The organism is Agromyces humi (assembly GCF_009720255.1).
Taxonomy (GTDB): Bacteria; Actinomycetota; Actinomycetes; order Actinomycetales; family Microbacteriaceae; genus Agromyces; species Agromyces humi.
The window spans coordinates 1-5351 of record NZ_WJSP02000261.1; the positions used below are offsets into that span (position 1 = coordinate 1).

The 5351-nt window shown below is 71.0% G+C and carries 7 protein-coding genes; all 7 read left to right on the top strand.

Annotated features, from left to right (window positions below):
• Nucleotides 1-374: RsmE family RNA methyltransferase (locus GH736_RS16510; RefSeq protein WP_159605271.1), on the top strand; the 374-nt coding region annotated here is incomplete at its 5' end.
• Nucleotides 375-398: 24 nt separating this feature from the next.
• Complete coding sequence (locus tag GH736_RS16515) at nucleotides 399-758, top strand: histidine triad nucleotide-binding protein (protein ID WP_159605273.1); 360 nt, start codon at nucleotides 399-401, stop codon at nucleotides 756-758.
• Between the two features lie 76 nt (nucleotides 759-834).
• On the top strand, nucleotides 835-1848 hold the full coding sequence (locus GH736_RS16520; RefSeq protein ID WP_159605288.1) for a PhoH family protein: 1014 nt from the start codon (nucleotides 835-837) through the stop codon (nucleotides 1846-1848).
• 22 nt (nucleotides 1849-1870) lie between these two features.
• Nucleotides 1871-2332, top strand: coding sequence for an rRNA maturation RNase YbeY (gene ybeY / locus GH736_RS16525; protein WP_159605275.1), 462 nt, complete (start codon nucleotides 1871-1873; stop codon nucleotides 2330-2332).
• A 2-nt stretch (nucleotides 2333-2334) separates the two neighbouring features.
• Nucleotides 2335-3651: a hemolysin family protein gene (locus GH736_RS16530; RefSeq protein ID WP_159605284.1), complete on the top strand. Its 1317-nt coding sequence runs from the start codon at nucleotides 2335-2337 to the stop codon at nucleotides 3649-3651.
• Nucleotides 3644-4537 (top strand): GTPase Era, encoded by an 894-nt coding sequence (gene era, locus GH736_RS16535; protein WP_159605286.1) that lies wholly within the window; start codon nucleotides 3644-3646, stop codon nucleotides 4535-4537. Before GH736_RS16530 ends, era begins: the two co-directional genes overlap by 8 nt.
• 121 nt (nucleotides 4538-4658) lie before the next feature.
• On the top strand, nucleotides 4659-5351 hold a 693-nt coding region (locus GH736_RS16540), incomplete at its 3' end, for a DUF7134 domain-containing protein (protein WP_162529576.1).

Consider the following 5351-nt stretch of genomic DNA (forward strand, 5'->3'; position numbering starts at 1 on the left):
GGGAGGGGCCGAAGGCCGAGAAGGGCCGGCAGCGATGGGCGACCATCGTGCGCGAGGCCGTGAAGCAGTCGATCCGCTCGTGGCTGCCGCCCGTGGCATCCGTCACGGCGACCGGTGCGCTTCCCGCTGCGCTCGACGGATGCCGGATGCTGCTCCTCGAGCCGACCGCGACGACCGCGCTCACCGACCTGCGCCCCGACGGACGCGATCTCGCGCTCGTCGTCGGCCCCGAGGGCGGCATCGCCCCGTCGGAGCTCGAGGCGCTGGTGGCCGCCGGAGCGGAACCCGTGCGGCTCGGGGCATCCGTGCTGCGCACCTCCACCGCGGGCCCTGCCGCCATCGCGGTGCTGAACGCAACCCTCGGGCGGTGGTGACGCATCCGTCGCTACGATGGGCAGATGACCCAGTCCGCCGCGGAGCCGACCCTGTTCGAGCGCATCGCCGCCCGTGAGATCCCCGCGCAGATCGTGGCGGAGACCGACCGGGTGATCGCGTTCCACGACATCGCCCCCAAGGCGCCTGTGCACGTGATCGTGACGCCGAAGCGCGCCGAGTACCGCGATGTGGTCGAACTCGCCGAGGGCGACCCGGCGCTGCTCGCCGAGCTCGTGGCCGTGGCACGCGGCATCGCCGCCGACCTCGCCGACGGCGATTTCCGGCTCGTGTTCAACACCGGCGCCGGAGCCGGGCAGACCGTCTTCCACGTGCACGCGCACGTGCTGGCGGGCGGCCTCGAGGAGGGTTCGCTTGCCGGCTGACGCGCAGGGCTCCGAGGCGGCTGCCGGGCAGCCGTTCCGTGACGACGAGGAGCGGCTCCGCATCGACGGCATCGCGATGGTGCGGCTCCTCGGCCCGCAGGACCGGCTGCTCACCACGATCCAGCGCGAGCACCCCGGCGTCGAGGTGCACGTGCGCGGCAACGAGATCACCATCCGGGGCGACGCCGACGACCGCCTGCGCGTGCGCCGCCTCATCGAAGAACTCCTGGAGCTCGTGAGAGCCGGCCAGGATCCGACACCCACCGAAGTGAGGAGCTCGGCCCGCATGCTCGAAGCCGATCCCAACGCCAAGCCGTCCGAGCTGCTCGGACAGGTCATCGTCTCCGCCCGCGGGCGCACCATCCGTCCCAAGACCGAGGGGCAGCGCCAGTACGTCGACGCCATCGACGAGAACACCATCGTGTTCGGCATCGGCCCCGCCGGCACCGGCAAGACCTACCTCGCCATGGCGAAGGCCGTGCAGGCCCTGCAGCGCAAGGAGGTGAACCGCATCATCCTCACGCGCCCGGCCGTCGAGGCGGGGGAGCGGCTCGGATTCCTCCCCGGCACGCTCACCGACAAGATCGACCCCTACCTGCGACCGCTCTACGACGCGCTCAACGAGATGATGGACCCCGAGATGGTGCCCAAGCTGCTCGCGGCCGGCACGGTCGAGGTGGCGCCGCTCGCCTACATGCGCGGCCGCACCCTGAACGACTCGTTCGTGGTGCTCGACGAGGCGCAGAACACCACGCCCGAGCAGATGAAGATGTTCCTCACGCGGCTCGGGTTCGGCTCGAAGATGGTGGTCACGGGCGACGTCACCCAGGTCGACCTCCCGGGCGGCGCGAGCGGGCTGCGGCTCGTCACCCGCATCCTCGACCAGGTCGACGACATCCACTTCGCGCGGCTCACGAGCGACGACGTGGTGCGCCACAGCCTCGTCGGGCGCATCGTCGACGCCTACACCGAGTACGACCAGCGCGCCCAGGCGCAGCGCTTCGAGCGCGACCAGGCCCGCGAGTTCGCCAATCGCGCCGAACGCCGCGGTGCCGCGCCCCGCGACCACCTGCCGCGGAAGTCCAAGTGATCGCCGACGAGGAGCGCAGCGCGTGAGCATCGAGGTCAACAACGAGTCCGCCGTCGAGGTCGACGAGGCCGCACTCCAGCGGCTCGCCGTGTACGCGCTCGACGCGATGCACGTGCATCCCGATGCGGAGCTCGCGATCGTGCTCGTCGACGAGGGCGCGATGGAGCAACTGCACGTGCAGTGGATGGACGAGCCCGGTCCCACCGACGTGCTGAGCTTCCCCATGGACGAGCTCCGTCCGGGAACGGAAGACCAGCCCGCCCCGCCCGGACTCCTCGGCGACGTCGTGCTGTGCCCGCAGGTGGCCGAGGCGCAGGCGCGCACCGCGGGGCATCCGCTGCTCGACGAACTGCTGCTGCTCACGACGCACGGCATCCTGCACCTGCTCGGATTCGACCACGCGGAACCCGACGAGGAGAAGGAGATGTTCGGCATCCAGCGCGACATCCTCGTCGGCTTCACCATGCAGGAGCGACGCCGCTGACCATGCAGCCCTGGCTCTTCCTCGGCGCCGCATTCGTGCTCGTCGCCTTCGGCGGTCTGATGGCCGCGGTCGACTCGGCGATCGGCGCGACGAGCCGGGCGGATGTCACCGACCTCGCGCTCGGCTCCCGTGCGCGGCGCTCGCTCCTCGCCATCGCCGACGACACCGGCGCGCACGTGAACGCCGTGAACTTCATGCGGATCCTCGCCGAGACGACGGCGGCGGTGCTCGTGACGCTCGCCTTCACGTCGTTCCTCGACAACGTGTGGCTCGTGCTGCTCTGGTCGGCGCTGATCATGACCGCCGTGTCCTTCGTGCTCGTCGGCGCCAGCCCGCGGTCGGTGGGGCGGGCGCACGCGGACGCGGTGCTCCGGCTCACCGCGCCACTCGTGCACTTCCTCCGCGTCCTGCTCGGCCCGCTCGCCAACGCCCTCGTCTCCCTCGGCAACCGGGTGACGCCCGGCCGCATCCGCTTCGCCGGCGTCTCGAGCGAGGAGCAGCTGCTGAGCATGGTCGATGAGGCCACCGAGCTCGACGTGCTCGAGGAGGGCGACCGCGAGCTCATCCACTCGATCTTCGAGTTCAACGACACCGTGGTGCGCGAGGTCATGGTGCCCCGCACCGACATGATCACCATCGACGCCTCGGCGCACCTGCCGCACGCGATGGCGCTGTTCCTCAAGGCTGGCTACTCGCGCATCCCCGTGATCGAGCACGACGCCGACGACGTGGTGGGCATCCTGTACCTGCGCGACCTGGCCCGCCTCGGGTTCGAGCGGCCACTCGACGCCGAGGACCTCACGGTCGGCGAGCTCGCGCGGCCGGCGATGTTCGTGCCCGACTCGATGAAGGCCGATGCTCTGCTGCGGCAGATGCAGCTCGAGTCGAACCACCTCGCGATGGTCGTCGACGAGTACGGCGGCATCGCGGGCCTCGCCACGCTGGAAGACCTGATCGAGGAGCTCGTGGGCGACATCTCCGACGAGTACGACCGCGAGGCGGCGCAGGTCGAGGCCCTCGGCGACGGGCGCTACCGCGTCAACGCGCGGCTTCCGATCGACGAGCTCGGCGAGCTGTTCGGCCTCGACCTCGAGGACGAGGACGTCGACTCCGCGGGCGGCCTGCTCGCCAAGGAGCTCGGCCGGCTGCCGCAGCCGGGGGAGCGCGTGACGGTGTCGGGGCTCCTCCTCGAGGCCGAGCGCACCGAGGGGCGTCGCAAGCGCATCGCCACGATCCTCGTCGAGCGCGACCAGGCCCTCATCGACGCCCAGGCGGCGTTCGACCCGGGCGACACCGAAGGAAGGAACCACCGTGGCTGAGTACCGAGCCGGATTCGTCTCGTTCGTCGGGCGGCCGAACGTCGGCAAGTCGACGCTGACCAACGCGCTGGTCGGCGAGAAGGTGGCGATCACGAGCTCGAAGCCGCAGACCACCCGTCGGGCCATCCGCGGCATCGTGCATCGTGAGCGCGGCCAGCTGATCCTCGTGGACACGCCCGGTCTCCACCGCCCGCGCACCCTGCTCGGCGAGCGCCTCAACTCGCTCGTGCAGTCGACGCTCGGCGACGTCGACGTGATCGCGTTCTGCGTGCCGGCCGACGAGCCCATCGGCCCCGGCGACCGGTTCATCAACGAGCAGCTCGACCAGTATCCGCGGGCGAAGAAGGTCGCCATCGTCACGAAGACGGATGCCGCGTCGAAGGCGAAGGTCGCCGAGCAGCTGTTGGCCGTCTCCGAGCTGCGCGAGTGGGCGTCGATCATCCCGGTGTCCGCGCCGCGCGGCGAGCAGCTGGAGGTGCTCGTCGACGAGCTGCTCACGCTGCTGCCCGAGTCCGACCAGCCGCTCTACCCCGCCGAGACGCTGACCGACGAGGACACGAGCGAGCGCATCGCCGAGTTCATCCGCGAGGCCGCGCTCGAGGGCGTCTCCGACGAGCTGCCGCACTCGATCGCGGTGACCGTCGACGACATGGTCGAGCGCGAGGACAAGGACCTCCTCGAGATCTACGCGAACCTCTACGTCGAACGCGACAGCCAGAAGGGCATCATCATCGGCAAGGGCGGTGCCCGACTGCGCGAGGTCGGCACGACCGCCCGTGCGCAGATCGAGGGGCTCCTCGGTCGCAAGGTGCACCTGGCCCTGCACGTGAAGGTCGCGAAGGAGTGGCAGCGCGACCCGAAGCAGCTCGGCCGACTGGGGTTCTGAGTCGTCGGTCGGCCGGCGCATGGCTGCGGTCCCTCGGTCCGGTGGCCGGGTCCGTACGACTCGAGGATGATTCCGGGGTGAGACGCCACGCCGGCTCCCGGGCACCGCGTACGGTGGTTCGGTGAACACCCTGAGCCGCGGCAAGCTGACGACCGACATCGTCCTCGCCGTCGTGTTCGCCCTGGCGTGCCTGCCGTTCGCCCTGCTCGGCAACGGCGTCGACGTCGTGGTGCTCGTGGGCTTCACGGCAGCACTGTCGGTGCGTCGACTGTCGCCCGCATGGTCGCTCGGCATCGCCTGGGGTGCCGCGATCCTGCAGATGGCGACCCTGCGCGACCTGCAGCTCTACGACGCCGCCGTGCTCGGGGTGCTCTACTCGACCGCAGCGCACGGGGGGCGGGGCGTCAAGTGGGCCGGCCTCGCCAGCGCCGGTGCCGGCGCGGTCGTGGCCACCGTCTACCTGGCGCTCGTGAAGCCGATCTTCGGGCAGGCGGCGCCGATCACGCAGGACGGGATCGGGCTCGTGTTCGCGCTCGGCTTCCTCTTCGTCGCCTCGATCGCCGTGCTCGTGCTCGCCTGGACGGCGGGCCTCCTGATCCGCTCCATTCGCGACTCGCGCGAGGTGCGTCGCAGGGAGGACGCCGCGAACCGGGAGCGCGCGCTGGTCGAGTACCGCTACGCGGTCGAGCAGGAACGCAACCGCATCGCCCGCGACATGCACGACGTGGTGGCGCACTCGCTGGCCGTGGTGATCGCCCAGTCCGACGGCGCGCGCTTCGCCGCCCGCACCCGCCCCGAGGCGGCCGTCGGCGCG